The sequence below is a fragment of the Herbivorax alkaliphila genome (genome assembly GCF_030848475.1).
Classification (GTDB): domain Bacteria; phylum Bacillota; class Clostridia; order Acetivibrionales; family Acetivibrionaceae; genus Herbivorax.
Genome location: NZ_JAVDDS010000023.1, coordinates 33,726 through 60,031, shown reverse-complemented (window position 1 = coordinate 60,031; position 26,306 = coordinate 33,726). Strand labels below are relative to the sequence as shown.

At 29.3% G+C, this 26,306-nt stretch carries 27 protein-coding genes; 3 read left to right on the top strand and 24 right to left on the bottom strand.

Features of this window, described 5'->3' with window-relative positions; all coding sequences use genetic code 11:
• Positions 1-60: 60 nt before the first annotated feature.
• From RBH29_RS10065 to RBH29_RS10040, 6 genes are all read right to left on the bottom strand, one after another.
• A complete protein-coding gene (locus RBH29_RS10065; RefSeq protein WP_306696686.1) occupies positions 61-273 on the bottom strand; it encodes a hypothetical protein in 213 nt (70 codons plus the stop codon).
• Between the two features lie 42 nt (positions 274-315).
• Positions 316-858: a J domain-containing protein gene (locus tag RBH29_RS10060; RefSeq protein WP_306696691.1), complete on the bottom strand. Its 543-nt coding sequence runs from the start codon at positions 856-858 to the stop codon at positions 316-318.
• Between the two features lie 154 nt (positions 859-1,012).
• Positions 1,013-2,653 carry a ribosomal protection-like ABC-F family protein gene (gene abc-f / locus RBH29_RS10055; protein WP_306696685.1) on the bottom strand — a complete coding sequence of 547 codons (1,641 nt, stop codon included), beginning with the start codon at positions 2,651-2,653 and terminating at the stop codon, positions 1,013-1,015.
• A gap of 603 nt (positions 2,654-3,256) precedes the next feature.
• On the bottom strand, positions 3,257-4,336 hold the full coding sequence (locus RBH29_RS10050) for a GerAB/ArcD/ProY family transporter (protein ID WP_306696684.1): 1,080 nt from the start codon (positions 4,334-4,336) through the stop codon (positions 3,257-3,259).
• Positions 4,337-5,542, bottom strand: coding sequence for a Ger(x)C family spore germination protein (locus tag RBH29_RS10045; protein WP_306696682.1), 1,206 nt, complete (start codon positions 5,540-5,542; stop codon positions 4,337-4,339).
• 19 nt (positions 5,543-5,561) lie between these two features.
• Positions 5,562-7,046: a spore germination protein gene (locus RBH29_RS10040; RefSeq protein WP_306696681.1), complete on the bottom strand. Its 1,485-nt coding sequence runs from the start codon at positions 7,044-7,046 to the stop codon at positions 5,562-5,564.
• 278 nt (positions 7,047-7,324) lie between these two features.
• On the opposite strand from RBH29_RS10040, the gene RBH29_RS10035 reads away from it, so the two are divergent.
• Positions 7,325-7,768 carry an arsenate reductase ArsC gene (locus RBH29_RS10035; RefSeq protein WP_306696680.1) on the top strand — a complete coding sequence of 148 codons (444 nt, stop codon included), beginning with the start codon at positions 7,325-7,327 and terminating at the stop codon, positions 7,766-7,768.
• A gap of 425 nt (positions 7,769-8,193) precedes the next feature.
• On the opposite strand, the gene RBH29_RS10030 is transcribed toward RBH29_RS10035, so the two are convergent.
• The 14 genes from RBH29_RS10030 to phnG form a co-directional block, all read right to left on the bottom strand.
• Positions 8,194-9,162, bottom strand: coding sequence for a permease (locus RBH29_RS10030; RefSeq protein WP_306696679.1), 969 nt, complete (start codon positions 9,160-9,162; stop codon positions 8,194-8,196).
• A 4-nt stretch (positions 9,163-9,166) separates the two neighbouring features.
• Positions 9,167-9,913 (bottom strand): metallophosphoesterase family protein, encoded by a 747-nt coding sequence (locus tag RBH29_RS10025; RefSeq protein ID WP_306696678.1) that lies wholly within the window; start codon positions 9,911-9,913, stop codon positions 9,167-9,169.
• A gap of 70 nt (positions 9,914-9,983) precedes the next feature.
• Positions 9,984-10,733 carry a tyrosine-protein phosphatase gene (locus RBH29_RS10020; RefSeq protein WP_306696677.1) on the bottom strand — a complete coding sequence of 250 codons (750 nt, stop codon included), beginning with the start codon at positions 10,731-10,733 and terminating at the stop codon, positions 9,984-9,986.
• A gap of 40 nt (positions 10,734-10,773) precedes the next feature.
• Entirely contained in the window at positions 10,774-11,598 is an 825-nt protein-coding gene (gene phnE, locus RBH29_RS10015) for a phosphonate ABC transporter, permease protein PhnE (RefSeq protein ID WP_306696676.1), read from the bottom strand.
• Positions 11,595-12,455, bottom strand: a complete 861-nt coding sequence (phnE, locus tag RBH29_RS10010) for a phosphonate ABC transporter, permease protein PhnE (RefSeq protein ID WP_306696675.1) — start codon at positions 12,453-12,455, stop codon at positions 11,595-11,597. The genes phnE (RBH29_RS10015) and phnE (RBH29_RS10010) overlap by 4 nt, the downstream gene beginning before the upstream one ends.
• A gap of 17 nt (positions 12,456-12,472) precedes the next feature.
• On the bottom strand, positions 12,473-13,216 hold the full coding sequence (gene phnC, locus RBH29_RS10005) for a phosphonate ABC transporter ATP-binding protein (protein ID WP_306696674.1): 744 nt from the start codon (positions 13,214-13,216) through the stop codon (positions 12,473-12,475).
• Between the two features lie 24 nt (positions 13,217-13,240).
• Positions 13,241-14,299 (bottom strand): phosphate/phosphite/phosphonate ABC transporter substrate-binding protein, encoded by a 1,059-nt coding sequence (locus RBH29_RS10000; RefSeq protein ID WP_306696673.1) that lies wholly within the window; start codon positions 14,297-14,299, stop codon positions 13,241-13,243.
• A gap of 325 nt (positions 14,300-14,624) precedes the next feature.
• Positions 14,625-15,332 (bottom strand): GntR family transcriptional regulator, encoded by a 708-nt coding sequence (locus RBH29_RS09995; protein WP_306696672.1) that lies wholly within the window; start codon positions 15,330-15,332, stop codon positions 14,625-14,627.
• 134 nt (positions 15,333-15,466) lie between these two features.
• On the bottom strand, positions 15,467-16,207 hold the full coding sequence (locus tag RBH29_RS09990) for a phosphonate C-P lyase system protein PhnL (RefSeq protein WP_306696671.1): 741 nt from the start codon (positions 16,205-16,207) through the stop codon (positions 15,467-15,469).
• Positions 16,208-16,287: 80 nt separating this feature from the next.
• Positions 16,288-17,136, bottom strand: coding sequence for an ATP-binding cassette domain-containing protein (locus RBH29_RS09985; RefSeq protein WP_306696670.1), 849 nt, complete (start codon positions 17,134-17,136; stop codon positions 16,288-16,290).
• Position 17,137: 1 nt separating this feature from the next.
• Positions 17,138-17,995: an alpha-D-ribose 1-methylphosphonate 5-phosphate C-P-lyase PhnJ gene (locus tag RBH29_RS09980; RefSeq protein WP_306696669.1), complete on the bottom strand. Its 858-nt coding sequence runs from the start codon at positions 17,993-17,995 to the stop codon at positions 17,138-17,140.
• A gap of 37 nt (positions 17,996-18,032) precedes the next feature.
• A complete protein-coding gene (locus RBH29_RS09975) occupies positions 18,033-19,136 on the bottom strand; it encodes a carbon-phosphorus lyase complex subunit PhnI (protein ID WP_373463318.1) in 1,104 nt (367 codons plus the stop codon).
• Position 19,137: 1 nt separating this feature from the next.
• Positions 19,138-19,728 carry a phosphonate C-P lyase system protein PhnH gene (phnH, locus tag RBH29_RS09970; RefSeq protein ID WP_306696668.1) on the bottom strand — a complete coding sequence of 197 codons (591 nt, stop codon included), beginning with the start codon at positions 19,726-19,728 and terminating at the stop codon, positions 19,138-19,140.
• A gap of 13 nt (positions 19,729-19,741) precedes the next feature.
• Positions 19,742-20,164: a phosphonate C-P lyase system protein PhnG gene (gene phnG, locus RBH29_RS09965; RefSeq protein WP_306696667.1), complete on the bottom strand. Its 423-nt coding sequence runs from the start codon at positions 20,162-20,164 to the stop codon at positions 19,742-19,744.
• Between the two features lie 243 nt (positions 20,165-20,407).
• On the opposite strand from phnG, the gene RBH29_RS09960 reads away from it, so the two are divergent.
• Both RBH29_RS09960 and RBH29_RS09955 read left to right on the top strand, forming a co-directional pair.
• Positions 20,408-21,007, top strand: coding sequence for a zinc dependent phospholipase C family protein (locus RBH29_RS09960; protein WP_306696666.1), 600 nt, complete (start codon positions 20,408-20,410; stop codon positions 21,005-21,007).
• Between the two features lie 93 nt (positions 21,008-21,100).
• Positions 21,101-22,249 (top strand): glycosyltransferase family 4 protein, encoded by a 1,149-nt coding sequence (locus RBH29_RS09955; RefSeq protein WP_306696665.1) that lies wholly within the window; start codon positions 21,101-21,103, stop codon positions 22,247-22,249.
• Between the two features lie 41 nt (positions 22,250-22,290).
• Here RBH29_RS09955 and RBH29_RS09950 read toward each other — a convergent pair whose 3' ends face one another.
• The 4 genes from RBH29_RS09950 to RBH29_RS09935 all read right to left on the bottom strand — a co-directional run bounded on the left by RBH29_RS09950 (position 22,291) and on the right by RBH29_RS09935 (position 26,126).
• The gene (locus tag RBH29_RS09950; RefSeq protein ID WP_306696664.1) at positions 22,291-22,812 is read right to left on the bottom strand and encodes a nitroreductase family protein; all 522 of its coding nucleotides are present in this window, start codon (positions 22,810-22,812) and stop codon (positions 22,291-22,293) included.
• A gap of 23 nt (positions 22,813-22,835) precedes the next feature.
• Entirely contained in the window at positions 22,836-24,014 is a 1,179-nt protein-coding gene (phnM, locus tag RBH29_RS09945; protein WP_306696689.1) for a phosphonate metabolism protein PhnM, read from the bottom strand.
• A gap of 127 nt (positions 24,015-24,141) precedes the next feature.
• On the bottom strand, positions 24,142-24,933 hold the full coding sequence (locus tag RBH29_RS09940) for an inositol monophosphatase family protein (protein WP_306696663.1): 792 nt from the start codon (positions 24,931-24,933) through the stop codon (positions 24,142-24,144).
• 137 nt (positions 24,934-25,070) lie between these two features.
• A complete protein-coding gene (locus RBH29_RS09935) occupies positions 25,071-26,126 on the bottom strand; it encodes an AbrB family transcriptional regulator (protein ID WP_306696662.1) in 1,056 nt (351 codons plus the stop codon).
• Between the last annotated feature and the right edge of the window lie 180 nt (positions 26,127-26,306).

Sequence of the window (26,306 nt, the reverse complement as noted above, 5' to 3'; positions counted from 1 at the left end):
TCTCGCCTTATATCACCCACCTTTATTTGGCTGTCCTTTATAATTTATATAAACTTTTTATCATTTTGAAATTTTCATCATTACACTACCAATATCGCGTTCTACTCCTTCACTTGGATTATTTTTTATTGAACCATTAGGATTGTACTCATATGTTGCACAAAGTGTTCCTGATGATGCATTTCCATCTATTACATATTTGAGCCTTCCTGCCTTGTCATATACCTTAGTTGTAGTATTTCCGTAATAATCCTGTGACATTTCTGCTGTCAATCCTTGCTCAATATCTGTCCTGTCTACAATTATATCATAAGCCTAAATGAGTTCACCTGAAAACAAGGTTATTACACATCCTATAAAAATAGCAATTGTAATTCCCGCCAGAATAATCCATGCCAGTATTTTTACTATAATTCCCGGAGAAGTTCTCGAAATAAATACCCCTAAATAACTTCCCATTTCATCACCATACCATATACATGCTAAAAGAAGTACCATAATTCCTATACTCTGAAAAAAAACTCTTAAATCAACAAATAGAAGAATAAAAACATTAAAGAGTGCCGATATAAAGGATATTAATCTTTCATAGTCTGTTTTCGAATGTTTTTTCTTTACATCTTTTAAATCTGGATAGTATTTTTCTTCAATTATTTTATCGTACTCTAATCGCTTCACATCGTCCATCAAAATATCATAAGCTGAATTTATCTTTTTCATTTTACTCTCTGCCCATTCTTTTTCACCTTTGTTTTGAAATAAATCTGGATGATATTTTTTTACTTGTGACATATAGGCATCTTTTATAATTTTTTTTGATGCGTTTTTATGAACTTTTAATAAATTATAGTAATTTATATTTATCTCCCCTAACTTTTACTGCTTTCTTTAAAATTATTATATTCAAAAAAGTTTATACTGTAAAGTAAAAAGTTTCACCACTAGCACATCTGTGTCAATAGTCTAACACTTTAAAAATACTTCCTCAAATTTTTATATTTTTTCCTTTAACTCACTCTTCTTTAAGTCTTTTTAACTCACCTAATATTTTTTGATACTCTTTATCTAATTCTTCAATATCATCATCTTTAGATGGTGATGATAATCTTCCTATTACTTCTGAAAGACGATTTTTCAATATAATAATTTGCTCTCCGATCTCCTTATTATCGTTACTTGGCTTGCTTTTTTTATATAAATACTCCTCATAACTTCCTTTAAATAATTTTATCTTTTTGTTTTCAATTGTCATAATTTGATCAGCAACAACATTTATAAAATGTCTGTCGTGAGAAACAAATAATAGTGTTCTATCGTATTCTCTTAGAGCTTCTTCTATCACTTCAAGACTACTAATATCTAAGTAATTTGTAGGCTCATCTAATATCAACATATTAATATCCTCTAATAGTATCCTAGCAAAAGAAACCTTGACTAATTCTCCACCACTTAATACATTTACCTTTTTATAGACTGATTCTCCTTTGAAAAGCAACTTTGCAAGGAGTAATCTAGCAAAGTTTTCTGAATAAATGCTGTTCTCCATTACATTTTCAATAATACTCAAATTACTTTTTAAAATATTTAAGCTTTGACTAAAATATCCAATCTTAGTTGATTGAGAAATTTTTATACCATTTTCATTTTCCATAATCATTTTAATAAGGGTACTCTTCCCACATCCATTAGAGCCTATAAGAGCTATTTTTGCTCCATTTTCAATAACAAAGTCTGCATTTTTAAATATAATCTTATTATAAAATGATTTATTGATATTTTTGCCTTCTAGCAAAACCTTACTGTAAGACCTATTGGATTCTAAAATATTTAATTGAATTTTTCTTTGTTCTTTTGGTTTTTCTTTAACTTCAAGGTGCTCAATTCTTTTTTTTGCATTTTTAAAATTCTTATCAAGTTTTGCTTTTTGTTTCTGTCCACCCATTTTATGAAGCCTAGCCTCAGAATTCCCCATCCTTTTAGGTGCTTTTTTTATGTTTTGTCCCTTTTGTTTTACTTTATGAATAACACCTTCAAGTCGCTTTTTCTCGTTTATATATTCTTTATATTCAAACCCCGCCCTTGTTCGTTCTTGCATCTTTTGCCCAGTATAATCAGTATAATTACCTTTATACATTTTAATTCTTCCATTTTCAATTTCAAGAATCTGATTACATAACTTATCTAAAAAACTTCGATCATGGGAAATAACAATTAATGTTCCTGTGTAATTTATAAATTTCTCTTCTAGAAGCTTAATGCTTTCCATATCCATGTTACTTGTGGGTTCATCTGCAAATATTATCATGTTACCTTCTTCTAAAGCTGCTGCAACTTTAAATTTTGTCTTTTCTCCTCCACTCATAGTCTCATCCCAAATGGTATTAACACAAAATTTAGATGCAATTTCATTACTTAAATTTTTATTGTCAGGTAACTCTAGTTGTGATATATATCCTGCTTTTTGGTGTAGCTTTACAAGTCCTTCATCAGGTTCTAACCTTTGACTCAATATATCTATTAAAGTTGTTTTTCCTACACCATTTACACCTACAACCCCAATACAATCTCCAGAATAGATTTTAAGATTATCTATTTTTAATATTAAACGCTCACCAAAATATTTTTTAATTCCACTACATTCAACTAACAACATAAAAAATCCTCCTTTAGATAAAGAGGATAGCATCTTGCAAATATAATAATCTTAAACTATACAATAAATATACTTTAAATGCATAATATTCAAGGAAAGCCCATTGTATAATGGTCTAAAAATAATTATATATAAGCCAAGCTACTTTTAGCTACAAAAATACTATCCACTAATTAATTTTAATAAAATATACACCAGCAGAACTTGAGATAATCTCAAAAAACCAGTAGTTCTAACTATGCCTAATTTTAAATTCATTAAAAAAGTGAATTATTTTTTCATCGCTTTAAGTACCTTACCTTTCTTATTATTGTTTACTAAATTTAAATCTAATTATACATATTAGCTATTAATATGTCAATATCATTACCATTTTTTTACTGGATGTCATTTATGTAATTTAAATATGGACTCAATTCATATATATTTAAAAATATTATATGAATTAAATAAAATGTTTCATGCTTTAAATTTAAGGTATTATAAAATTAAAATAATTTACATAGAGCTAAATGTTAAAACTTAATATTATTTTTCTTACTTACCTTAAAAAATAGTTAAAGGTATGTTAAGGAAATCAAAATATTACTCAAAGTTTAGCCCTTATTGTATTTTTCTAAATTTTGCCACCACAAATGTTATAAAAGGTATCCCATAAAGAATAGGAATTGTATAGAACGGAAATACTCCATCTAAAAACTGTATTACTTCTACTTGATTTGGTATGAATAAATATAAGATAGCAAATAAAGCTGCTATAACAGGAATAATTAAAATTTTGTAATTTTTTACTCCAATAAGTTTAGAAGTACAATAAACTAACACATAAAAAAACACTGACATTTTAACAAAATTACCCATTAAATTGACAGCAACAAAAATAATATCATATCTTTCTATAAAGGCTGTTTCTTCTATGTATCTTACTATTGTATAAAAGGGATGAGTTAAATGCTGCCTAAGTGCCCCAAACACTGCTGTAAAAAACATCTCAGTAATTATTCCCCCTATTCCTATCAAAAGTACAGTGCTCATAGAATAAAAAGTTATTTTAGAGTTATTTTTTATGTTTGGAGCAAGAAATAAAACAAACATTATCTCTCCTGCCCATGCTAAAGGAGCTAAACTTGAACGCAGAACATTAAAAACACCATCATCTAAAACAGGAAGAAGGTTTTCTATATTAAAATCAGATGTATTTAAAAAAAACAAGAATAAAAAAGGTAATATAGTAAGAAAAAAGACAAACTGCCCACTCCTGGCTATACTTTCTATTCCTAAAAATACAGCATAAATCGAAGGAACTATAAGAATTATTGTAACCATAAAAAAAGGTGTTTCAGGAAGCAATGTGATTTTTGTAAAATTTGATGTTTGCCATATTACAATACTTGTAGTATGAAACATCCATATAACAAAGATAAGGATTATACTTTTCCCCAAAAACCTTCCGAATACTTCGGTAATATAAGTTACAAAATCTTTTTCTTTATACATTTTAGAAAGGCTTCCTATTAGTAAGCTTAAAATCAAACCTCCTATTGTGAATATAACTGCTGCCATCCAAGCATCCCTTGGTGCATGTATTCCAACGAGTATAGGAAGAGTTAAGACTGCTGTCCCCATTATTGTCCAAAACATTATACTTATCAACTGACCGCCACTTATTTTCTCTTGGTTCAATTACTTCTCCTCCTCTACATTTTTCAAGGGTTTATATCCCATATTTGTTCCTTCTATCTCTAACTCTACATCTACAGTAATATTAATGTCTTTATAAATTTCATGCCAGTCATGTTTTATTTCTCCCCAGACTTTAGGATATTTTATGTGAAGAAATCTTCCTATGCCTAGAGCGTCAGACTCAAGCTCCTGAAATTTTTCTATTCCTTTTTGTAAGACTTTCTGTATTTTTATTTTGAACTGCTCTTCTAATTTATTTAACTCCTCTTTTGTTAAATTAGAAAATAAATATATTTCATTTATTGTGCCTTTAATTTCTACATCATAATTTACTTTAATTCTTCCTTTATCTATATAAATTTTCCTTCTAACCTTTGTAGCTTCATATTTTAAAGATATCTCTCCATGCTCATAATGCACAGTAAAAACTCCTTTGTTCGCCAAATCCTTTAAAATAGAAAAAGCCTGTGTTTCCTGCATATTTAAAAATCCAACCATTTTATCATTTTTAAATAACGCAACACCATCTACTACAATTCTCTTATGCTCCGTTCTTTCTGGCGAATCCTTTATACTTATACCTTTCATAACTGGTGCCCATGGATCTATTCCCTCAGCTAAATAATCTCTTGCGAAATCTCCAAAGTAATTTATCAAAACATAATCAGACTCTATACTTCCCTTTTGAAGTATTATATTTAATTCTTCCGTTAATGTCCTTTCATATTCAGGCAAAGTATCAAAAAACTCAACCATTTTTCCACTAACCACTATTATATGACTTCTAAGCCTAAACCCCCTCTTTCTAATAATATAATCTAAACTTTTTACAACACCCTCTTTAGCAAATTCTTCTCCCCATAAAACAATACTGCTATGGTCTACATAAAAATGTTTTGGGACTCTTTTTGAAAATCTATTAATTGCCTCTTCAAAGGAATACCCCTTAGAACTCGGTGTCCATTGATCTTCACTTTCAATATCCCCTTCCTCTTCACCCATTCCCATTTCCTTTCCATTTTGATAAAGTTTTTTTGCAATAAAGGAAACCCTATATATTGGTCTGTTATCAGAGTCTTGATATAAGTCAAATGCAATTGCATCACTTAATAATAATTCCTCTACTTCTCGTCTATCCCAACATCCACTTGAAAATAAAAATAAAGCAATTACTAAAATTATCAATTTTATCATTTTAAAATTCAATATATACTTCTCCTTTCACTTACTTTTGGCGTTTTTTATTTGATTTTGCTAGCTGATTAGGCCTCAATTTAATAAACTGTGTTGGAAACCTTACTAAAAAATCTTTCCAATCCGAAAGAATAAAAGGGCTTATGGGCGACAAATATGGAATTCCAAAGCTTTTCAGATAAGCTATATGTAAAAAAATCATCATCAGTACACTTATAACTCCAGTCATTCCAAACATGCCTGCAGCAATTAAAACTGGAAATCTAAGAATTTTATATGGATTTGCAGCTTCAGTAAAAGGTATCGTAAAGGAGCTTATAGCTGTTAATGCAACAATAATTATAGATGGAGGTGATACCAAATTTGCAGCAACCGCCGCCTGTCCTATAACTAAGGCTCCTACAATACTAACCGCCTGCCCAGCAGGCCGAGGTAACCTCACTCCAGCTTCTCTTAATATTTCAAAAGCAAACTCAAGAATAATCATTTCAACAAATATAGGAAACGGTAAGTGCTCCCTCGCTTGGGCGACTGTTTTTAAAAGCTCTGTAGGAATCATTTCATTGTGAAATGAAAACACCGATACATATAAGCCCGGAAGCAAAAGATTGACATTTATAGAAATAAATCTTAACACTCTGGAAAAGCTTGCAACTAAATATTTAGAATTATAGTCTTCTGTAGATTGTAAAAACATACCAATGTTTGTAGGTGCTATAATTACGGATGGAGAATTATCCATAATCACAGCAATTCTTCCTTCTAAAAGATTACTACATACCCTATCAGGCCTTTCTGTAGAAAATGTTGAATTAAAAACTGAAAAAACAGAATCCTCAATTAATTCCTGTAAAGTTCCAATTGTAAAAATGCCATCAATATCAATTTTATTAATTCTTTCTTTAACATTACCTAAAAGATTGTCCTTAACAATTCCTTCAATATAAACAATATTTATTTCAGTATTAGTTAACCTTCCTATAGTAATTTTTTCAAATTTTAGCCTATGACTTTTTATCATTCTTCTTAAAAGAGAACCATTAACTCTTATATTTTCTATAAAGCCTGCTCGCATACCCTTTACAACAGTTTCAGCCTGGCTTTCTTCTACTTTTCTTTCTTGCCAGCCTACTGTTGAAATTATTAAAGCTTTTGATTCATTCTCCATAATAATACATGCGTTCCCTGACAAAATCTCAATTATTGAGGTTTCAACATTTTTTTCAGTGGTTATATTGCTTACACCAATCAAGCTTTCATATATGTTTTTTAATATTTCTTTATTATAAGCTTTTTCAATTTCACAATTTATTAATGGTTCTATGACACTCTGAGTCATAAAAATTGAATCAACCATGCCATTTACAAATATAATACAAGCATCTTTTTTTAAATTCTGTGATATTTTAAAATATCTATATTCTATATCACAACAATTAGAAAACTGACCTTTTATATGTTTTAAGTTTTTGTTAAAATCATCGGAAAAAATATTTTGTTTTTTAGTAATACTCAAATTAATCATCCCATAAATAATAATTTTTTATTATTTATATGTTTTGCATAATTAATTAAAATTATCCAACTGTTTGCAAAAATAATTTTTATATTTTTGGGGTGTATGTCATTTCAGATTTTTTTGTTAAAGTTTCGTAATGAATGTTAAATTATTGTTAGATAAATTGAAACTTCTAGTATAAAATAATAAAATATAAATTAGATGAATTGCAATAAATATTATAATAGGATTATTGTAAAACATTTAGAAATCTATTTAGTGAGGAGAATTACAATATGAATAAAATAAGGGTGCTTTTTTTATGTGTACACAATTCGGCAAGAAGTCAAATCGCTGAAGCATATATGAATAAATATGGGTCTGACTTTTTTGAAGCTGAAAGTGCAGGATTTGATCCTAAAGAGATAAACCCATTAGCAATTACTGTTATGAAAGAAGAGGGAATAGATATCTCAAAAAATTCTATAGACAATGTTTTTGATTTTTTTAAACAACAAAAATTCTTTGGTTATATAGTTACTGTGTGCGAAGAATCTACTAATCAAAAATGCCCTATATTTCCAGGTGTATTAAAAAGAATACACTGGGATTTAGAAGATCCTAATAATTTTTCAGGAACAAATGAAGAAAAGTTAGAAAAAATGAGAACTCTTAGAGACATTATTAAAAATAAGGTTTTGATTTTTATTAGAGAGTTAGAACAAAATTATAAAAAATAAACGCTTAAAAATGCGTTTATTTTTTAGTAAGGACTAAATAAAGTATGAACTTAAATTTTTTCTAGCTTATAGAAAACTAGAATTTACACTATGTATAATTCTATATAAACAGTTTTTACAACTGTAATTTTAAAAAAATTAATTATAAAATTAAAAGTTTTGGGAGTACATTTTAAATTTATAATTTTTATATTACATTTATAATTATAAATTTAAAAAATTAAAGCAGTATTAGAGTGATGTTAAAAAACTGTTAATTAATCTTTTATCACTTAATTATAACAATATTAAATTATATAAATATCCCATAATTATGCTTCCTGCGAGTATAAATCCTGAATATAGTATTATAGCCTTTGTTTTTATAATTGTTGCTATACCAGCCATAACACCTGCACTAGTTCCTGAACCTGTGATAATAAATGCTAAAAGTGCACCTGGCTTGCCCCTGATTCCATCAACGAATTGATTAACGGAAGCGAAGAAGATCCACTAACGTATAATGGCATTCCAATAATTGATGCAATTGGCACCGCAAATAAATTGCTTGAATTAAATAAATTAAATATTATTTCCTGTGGAACAAAACTGTTTATTATATAGCTTATAGCTGCAAATATTGAGAAAAAAAACAGAACTCTTTTTATTCCTAAGTTTATAACTGTTTTTAAAACTTCTCTAATTTTAAGCTTTTGCCAAAATTCTTTAGACTTTTCATTACTTCTTTTTGAATCACAACATGAATCACTTGACTTCTTTAAATTCTCATCACTGCAACCACAGGTTGTTTGCGTATTCTTTTGCTCTTTGCTATTACATTTGTTATTAGTTTTTTCTTTAACATTTTTTTCACTACATCCACAACCTTTTTTTACTGTATTCTTTTTATATCTTATCTGATTGTTTAAATAATTAGTGTTTTTTTCAATTATCTGCGATAAATAACCTGATAAGGCTCCAATTGTAACCGCTGAAATGGCTAAGGCAACTGCAAAATTTAAACTTACAACACCAGACATCATAATAAATAAATCTGGACTCATAATAGGTGATGCTGTTAAAAAAGCCATAGTAGCTCCCCATGGTATCGTTGCAGCTAGAAGAGAAACAATTACAGCCATAGTTCCACATGCACAAAATGGAGTAAAAGCTCCAAAGGCAACAGCACCAGGAACAGATACTTTTGATCTTTTTAAAAGATAATTTCTTATTTTTTCTGCATTTAAATGCACGCTTATCGTAGAAGCGATTAATATACCTATTAATAAAACAAGAAAATTATTTGATATTGTTTTAATAACATAAGTTATAGTTTCTATTATAAATTCTAACATACTTAAAATTCCTTTCAAATTTAGCGTAGGTTGATTTGTTAATGCACAAGATACGTCCATATTTTTATGCTTGATTTGTCATAGAATAGGATTTATTATCAGTTTTTTTGTTAATCATATATGCAAACTCGTCTGGTAAAAAATTGTTTTCTATTATTGCCTGTGCTGCCCTTTCATAATCATAACTAACTTTGTTTATTGATACTTCAACACTATCTTTTGTAATGTTAAGGATTAAATACGTTGGGTTAGGATCCTCTGTAGCTGGCTTACCTATTGACCCAGGATTTAAAATGTATTTGTTTCTTACTCTTTTAATAAATGGAATATGTGTATGACCTACAATTAATATATTTTCAGGTATTTCCTCTAAAACCTTTTCAATTAATGGTGAGTCTTCCTTTAAAGACTGGTTTATTTTTTTGGGACTACCATGGACAACTAAAATATTATATTCTCCGCATTTAAGTTTAAAATTTTCCGGTAAGTTCCTTAAGTATTCTCTATTTGATTCGGTTATTACTTTATTAGTGTATTCAAGTGAAATAGCACCTAATTCAATCAACCTTTCTTCTTTATAGTCACAGCCACATACTGGTTCTCTATTACCTATTGCTTTATCATAGTTTCCCTGAATTGATATTATATTTTTACTTTTTAAAAACTTTATAACTTCATTTGGAAAGGGTGAATATCCTACATTGTCACCTGTGCAAATAATAAAGTCTACTTTTTTCTTTTTTATATCTCTTACAGCACTTCTTAGTGCTAATAAATTACTATGTATGTCTCCTATTACTGCTAATTTCATATAAAAACCTCTCCTTTTTAGAGTTTTAAATTTAAAATAGTTAAAAAAAGTGGTTAGAGTTCACTCTATATTATGATACATTTTCACTTGATTCAAATTCAACAATTTTATATTTTAATAATTGTATTTCTTCAATAGACAAACCTAGATGAATAAAATATTTTTCAATACTTCCAAATGTATCAAGAATGAAGTAGTACGCGTATTCAATAAGTTTTTTGTCTGACAATGCTAGTGGCACTTCATTCTTTTTTATAATTCTACCTGCTGGAGTATAAGCTTCTTTAAGATAAGTATTAGAAATTTCATAATTTGCGTATATATCTTCTTTAGAAACACCTGCAATAGCCAAAAGCAACATAGATATAACTCCTGTTCGATCTTTTCCTACTTTACAATGGAACAATATGCCCCCTGGCTTTGCTGTAAGTATTATTCGAAAAATTGATGCCATCTTGGTATACTGTCTTAATAAATATGTATAGAAACTTTCTAAAGCATTGGTTGTTTGTTCCATTGAATATAATTGTTCTAAATCAAAAGGAATATGATAATAGTCGAAATTTTTAATATTTTTTATAGGATTTGGTGCTAAGTTTTTTTCAGTAATAGACCTAAGGTCTATTACTGTTTTAATCCCATAATTCTCCAAAAATATTAACTCGCCTTTTGTGAAATCATATATATCCTCTGAACGTATAAAAGATTTCCATTTCGTCTGATATCCTTTATCTGTTAAATATCCTCCAAGATCCCTTGTATTTCTTACCCTGTCCAATGGTAGTCTAGTCCAGTATTTTTTATATATTTTTTTATCCATGTTTTCCTCCTTGCAAATTGCCTAAATCTAAATATTTAAATTAATTCTCTTTTGTACCACTAACAGCTGTAGTTGGCAAATCTAATTGTTTTTTTATGTAGGCAGTTATTTTTTCTACTGCAACAATTATTATAAAAATAATAATTGTAACGCCTAATGCCTGATCGTAATTAGAAGATCTTGTATATCTGCTTAATTCCTGACCAATCCCTCCAGCTCCTACAACTCCAAGAATAGCTGCATATCTAATATTTATATCAAGCCTAAATACAGACCATGATATGAATATTTTTGATACTTCTGGCAAAATACCTTGCATAAAAACTTGAAAAGATGATGCTCCTGTTGCTCTAATAGCTTCTATTACTCCCTTATCTATTTCTTCAATTGATTCTGCATAAACTTTTAATAACATACCAATGCTATTAATAGCAAGTGCCATAATTCCAGCACTTGGACCAAAACCTACTGCCACTATAAACATAATAGCCCATATTAAGGCAGGTATAGCTCTAACAAAAACTGCAAATGCTTTTATTAAATATGATATCGTAAAGTGTGGAGATGTGTTCGAAGCTGCAAAAATTGCTAGTGTAATAGAGAACAAGACACCTAAAAAAGTTCCTATAACTGCTACTTGTATCGACTCAATTCCCGCAGCAATTAAAGCATTTAAATCTGTAATAACTGGGGGTAACATTCTTTGCAGCATAAATGAGCCTCTTTCATAACTTTCAATAAGCCTTTTCCACGTAAAGCCTAATTGCAAAAAACTGTATATAAATAGTATAGACATAATGACTAATAAAAGTTTTGTGGAATTCTTTTTTGAAAATAGACTACTTAAAAATTTTAATGATTTCACAATAATTTCCTCCTTAGCCTTGAGGTTATATATTCCACAATAATAATTAGCACAAAAATAGTCAGAATAGCTGTAGAAGCTTGTTGATATTGAAATAGTCTAATATTTCCCATCAAAGCCAATCCTAATCCACCTGCACCTATCATCCCTAAAATTGCTGAGTCTCTTATGTTTAGATCAAACTGAAATAAGGACCACCCTATAAATGTGGGCTTAAATTGAGGCATTACACCTTGGCCAATTATATGAAACCATTTAGCCCCCACCGATTTTAATGCCTCTATTTGTCCTTTATCAATTTCTTCTAATGCGGCTATATATGCTTTACCTAACATACCGATACCTGAGACACCTAATGCTAATGCTCCTGAAAAAACACCTAGACCAAAAGCTGCAACCAAAAAAATAGCTATAATAATGGATGGCATTGCTCTGATAAAACTTACCAGAGATGTAGCCACTTGTCCTATAATATAATTTGGTGTTGTAGTCTTTGCACCTAAAATAGCCAGTATCATAGAAAACATTATTGTAATAACTACTCCAACAATACTCATGTATATAGTATCTAAAGTAGGATTTATCATGGAGCTAAAAACCGTTAAATCAGGAGGAATTAAGTCTTCATAAATAAAGCTAAAAATACTTTTTGAACTAACCAAAATAGATTGTACGTTGAAGTCTGTACCAAGCCAAGACCATATAAATATAAATAAACCAAATCCCCATATAGTAAACATGTGATACATCTTGTTTTTTTTATTTTTTTGATATGATAAATATAATTCATGTGACATATCTATATTGTTAGCTTGGCTATATGTGTCACTTGTTTTTTCAATTACTTTTGTTGCCATTTTGCACCCCTCTTTTGCTAATTGTATATTTTGTGTAATTCTTCATCATTTAGCTCGGCTGGTGTTCCATTAAACACCAAAACACCTTTTTTTAAGCCTATAATTCTATCTGAAAATTTTTTAGCAAAGTCAACTTGATGAAGATTAACAATAGCAGTTATTTTATCTTCATGACATACAGTTTTAAAGTATTTCATGACTTTATCTGAGGATTGAGGATCTAAACTAGCAATAGGCTCATCAGCCATAATTATAGATGGATTTTGTGCAATGGCTCTGGCAATTCCAACACGTTGCTGCTGTCCCCCGCTTAATTCATCAGCTCTTTTAAATGCTTGTTCTTGCAATCCTACTCTTTCTAATAGCTTAATAGCCTCTTCAATGTTTTTTTTAGAAAAAAGCCCCAAGCCACCTTTTATGCTACTCATATAACCTAATTTTCCGTGCAACACATTTCTTAAAGTTTCAGATCGTTTTACCAAATTATGCCCCTGAAAAATCATCCCTATCCTGCGTCTTAATTTTCTCAAATCCTTTGACCCAGCTTTTACCACATCCTGATTGTGAAAAATTATACTTCCACCACTAGGCTCTACAAGTCTATTAATACAGCGAATAAATGAACTTTTACCAGCTCCACTAGGCCCTATAATAGATACGAACTCACCTTTTATAAACTCGGTACTAACTGAATTTAGAGCTTTTGTACCATCAGGATACACTTTTGATAATTCATTTATTTTTAAAATTATTTCTCTCATATTACTCTCCCACATAATAATTTTTTATTGCATTTCTAAACGCTCTGCTGTATCTATAACAATTTGATAGGCGTCTATATCTGCTGCAAAATATCCCCCAAGAGCATTTATTTCTTCCATGAATTCTGCTAATCCAGGATAATTTTCCTTCTCATCAAGCATATCAAGCATGGCATCTTGAACAGCTTTCTGAAAAGACTCTGGTAAATCTCCTCTTACAGTAAAAGGTGAGTTGGGTATAGGATTACCCCTATCTATTATAATCATATCGTCTATATTAGGATGATCTTGATTTCTTTCAGCAAATCTGTCAAATGACCTGTCATAAATAGCTGCCGCATCTACGTCACCATTTAGTACTGAAAGAAATGATGCTTCATGTCCTCCTGAGAAAGTCGTATTACCAAACCATGAATCAATTTCATCAAGACTTAAACCCATCTCATTCATAATATGAGCTTTAGGAAAAAGATGACCTGAGGTTGAAGCAGGATCTGCAAAGGCAAAATTCTTTCCTTTTAAATCTTCAAGTTTTTCAATTCCTGTATCTTTTCTTGTTATTATAAAAGATTCATATGTAGGATCATCTTCTGGTGTTGATAAACGTACGGCTACAGGTACAGCTCCAGCCCTTTGATAAGCTAAAACAAAAGAAAATGGTCCAAAAGTAGATATTTCTACATGCTTTCCTCTCATTGCTTCAACAGTTGCTGTATAATCTGTAGGGTGATTAAGTTCAACAGGTCTATCCAATCTTGCTTCAAGGTAATTAATAAATGGTTCATATGTTCTACCTAGCATTTCCATATCTTCTGTAGGAAGCAAAGCAAAACGTACAACTTCAGGCCATCCTTCTTTATCATCTTGTTCTTGTGTATCATTCTCATTACTTGATGGTACTTCATTTGATGGTTGTTCAACTTCATTATTCTGACTGGTAGTTTCTGTATCACTTGTTGTGTTTCCTGATGCGCAACCTGTTACAAATGTTAATGTTAAAAGAATAATTGTTATCGCACCAAAATAAAGTAAGTTTTTTCTGATTGGTGAAATGTTTTTCATTTTTAATATCATTGGTTTCATTTTTTACATCTCCTTTTAAATAATGATTTTTATTTACAAGACTATTTTAATATTAATAGAATTATTAGTCATCAAATTGATGTTAAAAGATAATTAAAGGTATGTTAAAGAAATGATTTTTGCATAAATTGTTATAATATGCACATCTTTGAGAATTGGCAAAAATAAAGACACAACAACCAGTGTCTTTATTTTGCTATACATATTTATGGGGGAAGTATATATTAAAATTTATTTTTCTAAGACAATTATATATATTTTTTGTTTTAGAAAGATTAATGCGATGTTAAATGTAGGTTAATTTAAAATACATTTAACAAGTACTCTATTTGCTTATTAAATATTGAAAACAATCACTTCTGTAAATAATTTTAGAAAACTCTAATATTTTATTTGTTTCTTTATCGTAGCATCCTGATTTTATAACTAAAATAGGAACAAACCCCGAACAATTTAATAGTTCTCTCTCTAATTTTGTGGGAAATGATACACTTAAAACACTCTGTTTTGAATTAAACTCATTAAATCCTTTACTTTTATAGTATTCAAACATTGAAAGTATTTTCATTCCTTCTGAATCTATATCATTAAAAGTAGATTTTTTAACATAAGAAATATGCAGTGCAACAGGTCTATCATCTACAATTCTTAATCTTCCAATTTTATAAATTTGCTCAAAATCATCAGCCTTTAGAATTTTATAAATTTTTTCATTGTAGTTTATTTTTTTGCAAAAAACATTTTTGGAATATAAATTGTAGTTGTTATCATTCATTTTTTTAGTAAAACTTTGATTCCCAGATAATATAAGATGAATTTTCTTTTTTCTTTCTTTTAAAAATGTTCCTTTCCCTTTTATGGAATTTATATATCCCATTTCATTTAATCTTTCATATGCTTTTCTCACAACAATTCTTGTAACAGAAAAATGATTAGCAATTTCATTCTCTGAAGGGAGTTTGTCTCCCTCTTTGTATTTTCCAGTTACTATGTTGTTTATTATAAAATCAATAATATCTTTTTCGGTATTCATTTTACACCTCTTATTTATAAAATATTTAAATTTAAGACAAAACAATACCGTCTACAATAGACGGTATTGTTTTCTTATAATACATTATTAATATAATTATTAATTATTAACATTAAAAATTTTTTAAGCCTTTGTTAAAAACCTGTTATTTTTTTATTAAATCTCATATCAATTTGTTGGCCAATTATTTTTCCTTCATTAATTTTATACTCTTTGGTACATAAATCTTTCATGAATTCAATATCATGAAAGATACCAATCATTGTAGTTCCTTTACTCATTAAGCTTTTAATAAGACTTTTTACTTTTATCTTTGATGCATTGTCAAGACTTGCTGTTGGTTCATCTAAAAGCAATAACCTTGGTTGTTTTACCATAGCTCTAGCTATGTTTAACCTAAGTTTTTCACCTCCAGAAAAAGTATTGGGGTAACTTTCCCAAAGGTTTTTGTCAAGTTCAAAGTGTTCTAATATAGTCTCCGCCCTCAATTTAGCCACAGTATTATCACATCCCATTTCTTTTACAGATGTCATCACACTTTCTATTGCTGTTGTTCTTGGCATAAGATTTAAAAACTGTGATACGTAGCCTATTTCTTTTTTCCTTAAATATATTATCTGCCTTTCTTTAGCAAAAGCTAAATTAATAAAACCATATTTTTTTGAATTGTACCATATCTCGCCTTCATAAGGAAAATATGTTGAATAAATGCATTTTAGAATTGTAGACTTTCCACTGCCACTTTTTCCTGTTATACCAATAAATTCCCCTTCGTTTATTTCTAAATTTATATTATCTATTGCTTTTATTTTATTATTTGAATTAAACAATTTAAATTCCTTTGACAAATTATTTACTTTTAAAATATTCATCATTTTCTTCTCCTTCTTTTAATTTATTTAAGATTATAAAACATTTTAGTTTTTATATTTCAGCTTTTATTACGCCATTTATTTTACAACAATGAGTAAACTAATTCCTGTGTATACGAATGTTGTGGATCTTCAAGTATTTGATCAGTAAGACCTGATTCTATTACTTTTCCTTCAAGCATAACAATTGTTCTGTCAGCTAGCATTCTTATTACAGCAAGATCGTGAGAAACAAGAATCATACTTATATTAAGTTCTCTTTGTATTTTTTTTATCAAATCTAAAACACTTGCCTGAACTGAAAGATCAAGTCCAGTTGTAACTTCATCTAATAATAATATAGGGGGATTATTTGAAAGAGCTTTTGCTATTTGAACTCTTTGTTGCATACCACCTGAAAAATTCTCCGGCGCTTCTTTCATTCTGTAAACAGGAATGTTAACATGTTCCAAAAGTTCCTTTCCTCTGTTTTCCATTTGGCCAACATTAAAGCAACCTGCTCCAATTAGCTTTTCTGCAATATTACCAATAGAACTAAAATTCATTCTAAGCCCAAGAATTGGATTTTGATAAACCTTTCCCATCATATTATTTCTAATATACCTTTTTTGCTGTGAAGATTGCTCGAATAAATTAACCATACCGTCTTTATAGATACTCATAAATAATTGTCCGCTAGAAACATCCTCGTCAAAATAAAGACATTTCATCAATGTTGATTTACCGCTGCCACTTTCTCCAACAATACCTAAAATCTCACCTTCAAATACATTGAATGAAATATTTTGACATGCATAAACTGTAGAACATTTAGGGCAATAGTTTTTTAATAGTTTTCCACTATCTAAATCTCGGCAATTATTACATCCACTCCCATAGTTTTTATTAAGGTTTTTAACCCTTAATAGAGGTTTTTCTTCATTAAAAACCATTTTAACTTCCTCCTTTTTCTGCTTCTTTAATATTTAGCCTTGTTATGCAATGGCTTGTATCATTGCATTGATAATATGTTTCTTTTGTTTCATTATCAAAAAGTTCATCCATAAATACTCCTTGTGCACCACATAGTTTACATTTTTTATTATCAAATGACTCTACAGAAAAAGGGTAATCTTCAAAATCCAATGACATAACTTTTGTATATGGTGGGACTGCATAGACTTTCTTTTCTCTTCCTGCTCCAAATAACATAAGAGACTTTGAATAGTTTAATTTAGGGTTATCAAATCTAGGAATAGGACTTGGTGCCATAACATATCTATCATGAACCATTACAGGATGACTTGCTCCTGTAGTCATATTTCCATATCTCATTATTTGCTCGAATAAAAGCAGCCAGGCTCCACAATACTCTTTTTCAGCATGTAATTTTTTTGTTTGATACTCACTTTCCTCATACGCCCTAAGAGGCTCAGGAATTGGAACTTGAAGAATGAGTATTTGTTTTTCATTTAGTTGGATTTCTGGTATCCTGTGTCTTGATTGAATTAGTGTAGCTTCTGATGTATTATCTGTTAAATTTATATTTGAAGTTTTGTAAATAAGTTTTTTTATATTAACAGCATTTACAGATTCATCAGAACCTTGATCTATAACCTTTAAAACATCTTCTTTTCCTAAAAGAGAGAAGGTTATTTGCAATCCACCAGTACCCCATCCTCTGGCTATCGGCATTTCTCTTGATGCAAAAGGAACTTGATATCCAGGTATTGCTATTGCTTTTAAAATTGCTCTTCTGATTTCTCTTTTTGATTCTTCATCAAAAAAAGCAAAATTGTATTCCATTTTCATATCCTTTTTCTCCTTTTTTCAATATAAAAATTTTAGATTAATTGGAATTTTTAGATTTTACCACGCTATCCATTTTAGATTTAAAAGTTACATAATGCGGAAGCTTTAAGTGAGAAATAAAACCTGTAGCTTCAACCGAATCAACATGTAGTAACACAAATTCCTCATTATGTGTCGCATAACTTTTATCACCTGTTTCCAGACATTGATCTAAAATACTCATGGCAATAGCCTTTGTTTCATTTTGTCCTAAACATAGTCCATATCCAATATCAAACTCCAACTCTTTTTTCCCAGTCTCGTTATTTTCTTTTTCTTTTGGAATTAATGTTTCCACTTCAGTAACTCTTATTTCTCCAATGTAATAGCTGTCTTCATCATTTTTTTCTTCGCCAAAAGGATTATCAATGTAAATTGGAATATTACCAACTCTTAGTTCACCAACTGTTGGATGGACTGAACCAAATCCTCTAAGTGATGCATAGCCAAGTGATGTAATAGCTCCTGTTTGACCTCTTGAAAGTGTTTGCAATCTTTGACTTCTGCTCGAAGGAAAGCTTATGCTTTTTTTTGTTATATCATCAGGTACTTCATTATTTATTTTCATTTCCTTAATAAGACCTTTTACCCTAAGATAATCTGATACTCTTCCTAACATATTTAAGTCTATTTTATCCTGCTCTAAATCTTTTTCTTCTTCAAACATATAGAGCCATTTTAAGCACTCTTCTAAAGTTTCATTTTGAAGTTGAAAATCAATTAATCTATGTGTGTAGTCATAGCAAGGTCCTAGTATTTGTCCTCCTAATATATCTTTAAAACTTGCAGATATTCGTCTCTCTATTTTCATGTAATCAGTATTAATTGTTTTTGAATAGTGTTTTCTCTGTAAAGTTGATCTGTAAGCTCTCATTAAAAACACCGCTTCTTCCGGACTTCCTTCTGCTTGTTTTATTGATATAGCAGCTAACTTTTTATTATAAAGGCTAGCTTCTGACATAACCTGATCAGTAAGGCACCTCATTCCACCTTCAATATCTGCTACATCTAAAATTTTCTTATTTTTAACTCTTTCATACTTGAGCATTTTAATTGATTCTTCTATAGCTTTTGTTCCTCCCTTTACAGCCACATAACCCAATTTAATCTACCTCCTTTTGAATTTGTGTAGTTCTAGGAATGCATACTAGATTGCCTTTCTTGTCAACAAAAATAATATCAACACCAGTGGGGTATTCAGCATTTTTCATATCTCTTACGTCAACCCAACCATCGTCACACTCAACATTTACGAAATTTGAATTTAGAATGCCTGGACCTTTTAATTCTAATTTTTTTGTACAGTCTATATTTTTAACCTCAACTATTAAAGTTGCAGACGATTGAGGATTAATGGAGTCTCCAAGTTTTGCTTTTTTTAGTGCTTTACTGAAATTAATCTCATTATTTCTTTCAGCTATTATAATATAGTCAGCTTCACTTTCATGAACAGAGTTAGCATATGTTAATTGGTTTATTATTTTTATGCTGTCATTTTCGTCATCTGAATAAAGCTTAAATGTTATTTCTGTATCAAAAAGCATCAATATTAAAACTAATGTGGGTTTATATAAATCTACACTAAAGTCAAGGTTTTTCGCTTCATTAAAAATGTTAGTCACCACACCTGGTCTTGACATTGACTCAACAACTTTCCTGTATGACGCTTGAATATCATGTACCATATCAATCATTCTTGTCACTCCTTTAAATATTCATAGTTTCAAAATTTACCTTTGTTTTTAAAATTCTATTTTTATATTGCTCGTATTCTTTAAGCTGTTTTGTTTCTTCAAGTAAAAGAATTTTCTCCAATTCCTTTGTTTCTTCAAGTTTCGCATTATATGCAGCATCTATTACAGACAAATAAAAAGCCATATCATCTTTATGACCTTTTATTATGCCAATACCAATATGACCTTTAATTTGAACTTTACACTCTGTAACTAAAACTTCACCTAAATAAAAAAGACTTTTTTTCGAAGTTTCCCGTACTTTCATCATTACCATTCCATAATCAGGTTTTTCAACAGTTACAACTTCATATTTATTGAGTATTTGTTCTGCTAAAAATTTAACAATATTTTCATTTGTATTGATTAAAATTTCTGTTCTTTTTCTTCTTTTCATATTAACCCATCCTCCTATCTCATAAAAATGTCTTCATAAATTATTATAACTTGTTGCCAAGTTTAGATATGTTAAGCCTTTGTAATAAATGTTAAATTACTGTTAGATAATTTGTAGTAAAAAAATGAATTAACAATAAACTTAGTTTTTAACCTTTATTTATCTTAAATTTAATATTGTTTTAGCATTTTAAACTTATAATTTTCTTATAAGATTATAAAAATTATTAGAGAGGATTTTTTTATGCATATAAATATTCATCTTTTAATAGCTAAAACAACAAAAAATTACATTGAAAATAATTTACCTTTTAAGCTTCACTCTTTTTCCCTTTTTCGGGGTAGTGTAAAACCTGATTTTTCTAAAGATGTAAGCCATTTTCCTCAATGGTCAAGAAAATATCTTATAAATGAAATAAAAACTTTTCCTTATAAAAAAAGAACAGATAATTATAATTGGATTTTTGCTGAGAAACTTGGTATAATAACTCATTTTCTTGCTGATTATTTTTGTTATGCACATTCTGATTATTATAATGGTAATTGTTTAAAACATTTTTCTTATGAACTTAAGCATATCCTGTATTTTAATAAAAGTGCTAAGAAAATGTTTGAATCTAAAAACAGAAAGACGGATTTTTATTATTCCAACGTTTTAGAGACTATTGATTCATATATTGACGAAAACTATTTAAATTATATAAATGGATCTCAATCATTAATTAATGATTTAGTTTATGCTCTTGATGTATGCACTACAGTATGTTATTCAATAGTATTAAAATATATATCTGTGAATTCTAGTGAAAATCTAAAAAAAGATTTGATTTTAGAAACTGCATAAATATAACTTGATTTTTACATTAATTTAATATTTTCTTATTAAACATAAATTATACTTTAAATTGTGGAAAAATTTTTTGGAGGGTTTACAATTATGAAAATAGCATTATTTACAGATACATATACACCACAAATAAATGGAGTTGCTAAAACTCTTGAAAAATATACACAGTATATGAAGAAACAAAAACTCAATTATAGAGTATTCGCACCAGGCAACGATGATAATAATTATGATGACAATATTAAAAGATTTTTAGGAATAAAATTTCTACTATACCCTCAACTTAAAGTCCCCCTTCCAAACTATTTTTCCATTGTTAAAGAACTAAACAATTTTAAGCCTGACATTATCCACGTAGCAACACCATTTAGTATTGGACTTTGTGGTTTAAAATACTCAAAGTCTTATAATGTACCATTGGTTTCATCGTTTCATACAAATTTTCACCAATATGTTAACTACTTTAATATGAATTTTCTATACAATATTGTATGGAACTATCTATTGTGGTTTCATAATAATTGCCTTATTAATTTCTGCCCTTCTAATTCAACAATGAATCTTCTAAAAGAAAAAGGATTTAGTAATTTAAAAATCTGGGATCGAGGCATAGATAAAGGTATTTACAATCCTAAATTTAGAAACAATAATTATAGAAATAAACTCGGAGTGAATGATAAAACTGTATTTTTATATGTAGGAAGATTATCTCCAGAAAAAGACATTGATATTTTAATAAGTACAATAAAAAGATTGAATATTAACTATATGGATAAAATTCACTTTTTAATAGTAGGAGATGGTCCTTTTTATAAATCATTAAAGAAAAATGAATTTCCAAATGTTACTCTGACTGGATTTAAAAAAGGAAAAGAATTATCTACAATATATGCTTCATCAGACATTTTTCTCTTTCCATCTTCTTCTGAAACTTTTGGAAATGTCATTTTAGAGGCAATGGCTTCAGGTCTTCCTGTTATTGCGTGTAAAAATGCAGGAGTAATAGATAAAAACCTTATTAAATCTAGCTTAATTACGTGCAAACCAAGAAATGGTAATGATTTTTTTAACGCAAGTGAGTTACTTTTAAACCATAAGGAATATCGTGATTTTTTAATATCTAAAGGTTTAAATTACATATCTAGTAAATCCTGGGACAATGTATTTTCTAGCTTAATTGATAATTATTCTACCATATTAGACCATGATGCGTTAAACATATGTAAAAAAGCAGTATAAAGCATCTATAGAAATTAATGTTATCAAGTCTTTGATTAACACTAATCTTTGTATTTCTCATAACATACTGTTTCTTCTATAGACTTACGAATGTTATGTTTTGTAGATGAAGATTGCACACAATCAGCATAACCTAAAGCCAAAAGGTTTATGGGTTCAATATATTCTGGCAAGTTAAACTCTTGTCTTATGATTTCAGGATTAAAATTACATACCCATAAAGTGCCTAACCCAAGATCGGTAGCAGTTAACATCATATGATCTGTAACAATAGTAACATCAATATCAAGTAGTAATTTTTGATCATATGATCTTATCCATGCATCTTGATAATTACCACATACAATAATAATAATAGGTGCATTAAATACGTTGGCAGCCTTTTTGACTTTATCCAATCCGTCTTGCTGACTCACCACAATGAGCTTTTGTGGTTGACTATTCTTTGAAGACGGAGCAATTCTTCCAGCTTCCAAAATTATTCTTAGTTTGTCTTCTTCCACTGAATCTTTTTTATAATTTCTCACAGAAAATCTTCTCTGTGCCAATTTAAAAAAACTCAAATCATACACCTTCTTTCAAAGTTTTATACTCTATAATTTGTAGTATGTATAAGTGTTCCATCTACAAACGTTTTAGTTATTATTGGAAACTCATCTTCTAATTTTTCAATAATCAATAAGTCTGCTTTTTTGCCTTCTTTAATTGAGCCAATTTCATCATCCATTTTTACAGCTCTAGCAGGATTTAGACTAACCTTTTTAATCATTTCTACAAGACTTATCCCATATATTTCGTGCATTTTAAATACCGCATGAATCATACCAGGAGGATAATAATCACTACAAAGTATATCAATACAATTTTCCTTAATTGCTTCATGTGCTGATAGGTTTCCATTATGGGAACCACCTAAGAGTACGTTTGGAGCTCCTGCTATAGTAAACATCCCCAGCTCATTTGCCCTTTTGGCAATATCAATTGAAGTAGGAAATTCGCTTATATTGGTTCCAATACTTTTTATAAAATCAAGCTTTTCATAAGTGTCATCATCATGAGAAGCAATAGGAATATTGTTTTCTCTGGCTAATTCAGCTATTTCTTGCATGCACTCTATAGTTATTTTTTCTTTACTTTGATGCTTAAGAATTTCTTTATCCACTTGTTCATCACTTAAGTTTCCATAACCCTTTAATGTGTCCTTATATAAACTTATATTTCTATATTGCCCCTGACCTGGGGTATGATCCATAAAAGAAATCATGTGCAATTTTTTATACGAAATATATTCTTTTAAGTTTTCTACTTCTCCTATACTGTCAACCTCAAACCTTGCATGGAATCTATGTCTTATTAGATGTTTTTTCTTATGAGAGTTTTCTATTACACTAATAATTTTTCTTATATTTTCTGATTTTCTTATGGGGTTATGGGTAAAGTGGTCAATTCCATAAATTGACAAAGAATGAAACATAGTTGTTATCCCATGAGAAACAAGTTCTCTTTCAGTCTCACGAAGGCTAAGATCTATATCCATAAGGCATGAAGGCCTAGGAGCAGCCATATGTTCTATAAAGTCTGAATGTATATCTATAAATCCAGGAACTACATACCCACCAGAAGCGTCAATAATTTCTACATCCTCATTGATTTCAATCTGTCCACTTTTAATTATTTTGTGGATATAACTGTCCTTTATTAAAAGATCAAATCCCTCTAAAATACTATTTTCAGTTATTATAATTCCATTAGTAATCAAATTCATCACAATTAAACCTCCTTATTTTTACAATAGCTAAACTTATAATAATGAATTTAACAAATGCTGTGGATAAGATTACTTTGAACATTTAACTATTTGTTTCATTACATAAGCTAAAAGCGTAAAATTTTTATTCATCGAATTTTATTAACGTTTTTGTCTCTTCCCATAATTTTTTAGATTTGAATGCTGCTACAAAGAATTTATCGTTGAAGTCTTTAGAATAAGTTGCTTTTTTTGTAACCATATGCCCGCCCCTTTGTTCTAGATATATTCTTGCGGCAGCTATATCCCATTCGTACACATTAGTAGATATGTACATATCATATTCTTTATTGGCAACCTTACAAATTTCAATAGAAGCACAACCTAAATATCTATGTGCTTGAGCTTTTGAAAGCAAGTCAATTACATTAACTCCTTTTTCAAACATTGATTTGATTGTTTTAGAGCTCATAGAAATAACAGCATTTTTTAGTTCTTTAACCTCACAAGCATTATCGTTTTCAATTTTTTGCCCATGGATTCCTGAATACATAATATTGTTTGAGCAATCATATACCAGTCCAAAAACAGGCTTGTCAATATTATATAAAGCAATGGAAATAGCATAATCTTTCCCATTTCTAAAGTAGTTTGTTGTGCCATCAATTGGATCAATAATCCATCTGTATCCTTCATTGTTCTGACTTCTACAGTTTCCACCTTCCTCTGATAAAATGCAATGGTAAGGAAATTTATCTTTAATTTCAGAAGTAAGTAAATTATCTACATAAACATCGTGCTCTGTGACAAGATCGGAATGGGAACTTTTCTCAAAAGCTTTAACCACTTCTGAATTTCTTTTGACTTTAAGTTTCTTCCCAACAGTTTCTATAAGTACCCACATAAAATCATACATTTTTCTTTCTTGTTCGTTCATAAACATTACTCCTCCCAATATAACTATTTAACAAAATCATTTAATCCATGAATTGTTTCTTTATCTTATGTTTTTTCTATAAACTAAACAATTCAATACATATTTTGTCTTATAAAAACGTACAAACAATAATACTGTTAAACGCTTAATAGTGTGTATACAAACTTTATTATGCTAGGAAACAGAACAATAACACTTATAAGCCTAACTAATTGCATAATAACTACTTTTGTCTGATCTGCTCCAAATTCTTTTGAAATCAATGCCATATCTGACATCCCCCCAGGAGCACTCGCAAAAAGTGCTGTAGGAAAATCAATTTTACTTACTTTATTTATAAGTATACCAATAAAAATATTTATAACTGTAACCCCAACTATAAGAACCAAAATAGCAATTAGAAAATCCTTTTTTAGCAAAAAACCTGAAAAAGAAAAACTACTACCTATTAATGTACCAGCTAATATCTGACATATAAGCCTTTGATGTTTGAAAACCCTTCCCATTTTTTTAACTATATTAATTAGAGCCACCGCGAGCATTGAAAAAGTAAGAGCTCCCGCTGGAATTGGTAAAATTGAACCAATAAGTCCAAAAACAATGGAAACAGTTAATGTAATTGCAATTCTTTCCTTTTTACTGTATTCATTTTCTTTGTCTTCTACTAAACCTTCACACTTTTTATCATCTTTTATGAAATCATTAGAAGATAATTTTTTGTTACAAATTTTCCCCAGAACAAATGGTGATATACTCATAACACTTATAAACCTTATTAGCTGAATTACTGCTACTAGAGCTGCGTTTCCACCTAAATTAACAGCAATTAATGACATTTCAGTCACTCCTCCCGGGGCACTCGCTAAAAGTGATGTTGCAAGGTCTAAACTAGAAAAGCTAAAAATAGCAAATCCGATTAGCATGTTTAAAATAATCATGCATGCAATCAACATCAATGAGGGAAAAATTATAGATTTAAGTTCTGTTATGTCATTTTTGTTTATGTTAGCACCCAGTACTCCACCTGCAGATATTTGAACAGCCAAAGTTGTAATTGAAGGCATGGCAGAGTCATAAAAAAAGGAGTTTAATATAGCTACTGATAAAAGTGACCCCATAAGGTAACCTGCGGGTAGTCTGAGTTTGCGACCCACAAATCCCCCTAAAATTCCAGTAATTAATGTTAATAACATTTTAGTTCCTAGCTTTCTTTGTTGAATTTTGGTAAGTTATAAATACACATGAGCTTGGGATAAGCCTTCTCTATCAATTTCTATGCTTCTGTTAGAACTGTATTATTGTTATGTTAATAAATTATTAAATTTCAAACACTTAGTTTTTTAAGAAATCTAGATTTATCAAAAATTTGCTTA